General features: G+C 73.5%; 2 protein-coding genes, 1 rRNA gene and 1 pseudogene. 3 read left to right on the forward strand and 1 reads right to left on the reverse strand.

Annotated features, from left to right (window positions below):
* The first annotated feature begins 8 nt into the window (after nt 1-8).
* From rrf to EF918_RS34360, 3 genes are all read left to right on the forward strand, one after another.
* Nucleotides 9-125, forward strand: a 5S ribosomal RNA gene (rrf, locus tag EF918_RS34350).
* Nucleotides 126-196: 71 nt separating this feature from the next.
* Nucleotides 197-760 (forward strand): GNAT family N-acetyltransferase, encoded by a 564-nt coding sequence (locus EF918_RS34355; RefSeq protein WP_125652791.1) that lies wholly within the window; start codon nt 197-199, stop codon nt 758-760.
* Nucleotides 761-810: 50 nt separating this feature from the next.
* Nucleotides 811-1,833, forward strand: coding sequence for a beta-propeller fold lactonase family protein (locus EF918_RS34360; RefSeq protein ID WP_260610961.1), 1,023 nt, complete (start codon nt 811-813; stop codon nt 1,831-1,833).
* On the opposite strand, the pseudogene EF918_RS38805 reads toward EF918_RS34360, so the two are convergent.
* Nucleotides 1,830-2,835: pseudogene (locus tag EF918_RS38805) on the reverse strand (type VI secretion protein); the annotation flags it as partial. The gene EF918_RS34360 and the pseudogene EF918_RS38805 overlap by 4 nt on opposite strands.

A 2,835-nucleotide genomic window follows, 5' to 3' on the forward strand; every position in this document is an offset into this window, starting at 1 on the left:
CATAGTGTTTCGGTGGTCATAGCGTTAGGGAAACGCCCGGTTACATTCCGAACCCGGAAGCTAAGCCTTTCAGCGCCGATGGTACTGCAGGGGGGACCCTGTGGGAGAGTAGGACGCCGCCGAACAATCATTGTGGGAAAGCCCCGCACCGAAAATGGTGCGGGGCTTTTCTGCGTTCAGGGCTAGGATCCCCCGCATGATCACGCAGCCATACGTCATACGTCCCGTCCGCACCGACGAGTGGGAGAAGGTCAAGGAGCTCCGCCTCGCGGCGCTCCAGGACCCGGTCGCCCCCATCGCCTTCCTGGAGACCTACGAGACCTCCTCCGCCCAGCCCGACACGTTCTGGCAGGAGCGGACCGAGCGGGCGGCGCAGGAGCAGGGGCTGATCCGGCAGTTCGTGGCCGAGACGGCCGACGGCTCCTGGGCCGGGTCCGTCACCGCGTTCGTGGAGGCCGCCGGCTCCGCGAGCCTCCTGGACGATCCGGTCGAGGTGGACCAGGCGCACATCGTGGGCGTGTTCGTCCGCCCCGAGCACCGCGGCACCGGCGTCGTCGCGCAGCTCTTCGACGCCGCCGTGGCATGGGCCTGGGCGAGGGAGGCGCCGCGGCTGGAGCGCGTACGGCTGTTCGTGCACCAGGAGAACCGGCGGGCCGCCGCGTTCTACGAGCGCTTCGGGTTCCGGCCGTCGGGCTCCGTCCTGCCGATGCCGGGCGACCCGTCCGCCGAGGAGCTGGAGTACGTACTCCCGCGGCCCTGACCCGGGCGTGCCACCCGCCGGTGCCGCAGCGCCTCGCCTAGCGTGAGGCCATGACGAGGCATCAGGGGACGTGGACCGTCCGGGCGGCGGTCACGGGAGCGGTACTGGCGGCGGTGGCGGGCCTGACCGGGTTCGTGGCTCCGGAGGCGGCCCCGGCCGGGAGCCGGCCGCCGGGAGGCTTCGTCTACGTCGCCGACCTGCACTCCGACACCGTCTCGGTGGTCGATCCCCGCGCCGGCACCGTGGTGGACACCATCGCCGTGGGCGACGGCCCCGACAGCGTGGCCGTCAGCCCGGACGGGTCCCGGCTCTACGTCACCAACTCCGGGGCCGACACGGTGTCCGTGGTGGACGCGCGGCGCCGTACGGTCGTCGACACCGTCGGGGTCGGTCGGGAGCCCAGCCGGGTCGCCGTCTCCCCCGACGGCCGGTGCGTCTACGTCGCCGACGTCGGCTCGGACGACGTGTCCGTGATCGGTGTCCCCGAGGGGAACGTCGTCGTCGACACCATCGCCGTCGGCCGCCAGCCGCTGGGTCTGGCCGTGTCCTCGGACGGATCCACGCTCTACGTCGCCGACGCCGGCTCCGACGCCGTCTCGGTGGTCCGGACCTCGACCGGCACGGTCGCCGCCACCGTCCCGGTGGGCAGCGGTCCGACCGCCCTGGTGCTGACACCGGACGAGCGGTACCTCTACGTCTCCGATCTGGCCTCCGACGACGTGTCCGTCGTCGACACCCGCCGCCGCACGCTGGTCGCGAGGATCCCGGTCGGCGACCAGCCGAGCGGGATCGGGGTGCGGCCGGACGGGCGGCGCGTCTACGTCGCCGACCTCGGCTCCGACGAGGTGTCGGTGATCAGCACCCGGACCCGGGCCGTCACGGCGACCGTCCCGGTCGGCGACGGCCCCGTCGGGCTGGCCGTCGACCCGGACGGCTCGCGCGTCCACGTCAGCAACTTCGGCTCGGACGAGCTGTCCGTGATCCGTACGCGGACGAACGAGGTCGTGGCGAGCATCGGGGTGGGGGACGGACCGACCGGGGTGGCGGTCGGCCCGTCACGGGTCCGGTCCTAGCGGGCCGGCAGGGCGGTGGCCGCCTCCGGCCAGCGGGAGCGGGCCTGTTCATGGCTGCGGCACAGGGCCAGGAGGGGCAGGGTGGTGTCCGTCAGGAGGTCCGGGAGCTGGGGGATCGGGGCGACGGCGGCCACGTCGTCCAGGACCAGCGAGAGTGGTGGGTCGAGCCGACCGTGGGATGACCGTGCGGCCATGCGGCGGCCGTGCTCGACCACGCTCGCGGCGAGTGCGGTCAGCAACGGCATCGCACCCGGGTGGGTACGAGGGTCTTCGATCGGTTCACCCACCACATAGAGAGTGCCCCCTTCGGTCACGAACGATGCCAACGCGAGCGCATCTGTTCGGTTCGGATTGCAGGCGTCGCGGATGTGGACGGACGAGAGGGACGACAGGGCACGGGCCGTCAGCTGCTGTGCCATGTCCCGGCGTTCGGGGTGGGCGGTGAGGGCGCTCTCCAGCTCGCCGGCCGTGCCGGCGGCGGCCTGCGGATGGGTGCGCAGGACACGGACCGGGTCCTGGGCCGAGGTGCCCTGGGCCCAGCGGTGGAGCTGCTTGAAGGGGCGGTCGTCCAGGGCGGCCGCGTGCAGCCAGCTCCGCAGCAGGGTCTCGGCCGTGTTGGCGACCGCGGCGTCGATCCGGGCCTGGGGCCGGACCGGGGCCAGGAGGGCCAGGGCGCGGGCGGCGGCGGTGTCGCGGTCGGTGCAGCCCTCGGTGGGGCTCCAGTGCATCCGGGCCGGGGTGTCGCAGCGGTGCGTGGGGTCGTAGAGGAGGATCGGGCCCAGTTTGGCCCGGGCGTCCTTGGTACGGGCCCACAGGGCGGGTTCGGAGGTGACCACGAGGACCGCGCCCTCCGCCTCGGCGATGCGGTGCGTGGCCGCGGTGAGGCGGTCGGCCGGGGCCGCGTAGAGCATGCGGCCGGTGCGGGCCGGCGGCGGCGCGGTCTCCGGCGCCCGGGGTGCGGGCGGGCTGCTCGCGGGGGCGTGGCCGAAGCCGTAGCGGTAG

Source organism: Streptomyces sp. WAC06614 (genome assembly GCF_003949795.1).
Taxonomy (GTDB): Bacteria; Actinomycetota; Actinomycetes; order Streptomycetales; family Streptomycetaceae; genus Streptomyces.

Excerpts from the sequence above, each read along its gene's own strand:
- EF918_RS34355 (WP_125652791.1), top strand. The coding sequence starts at position 197 with ATGATCACGCAGCCATACGTCATACGTCCCGTCCGCACCGACGAGTGG.
- EF918_RS34360 (WP_260610961.1), top strand. The coding sequence starts at position 811 with ATGACGAGGCATCAGGGGACGTGGACCGTCCGGGCGGCGGTCACGGGA.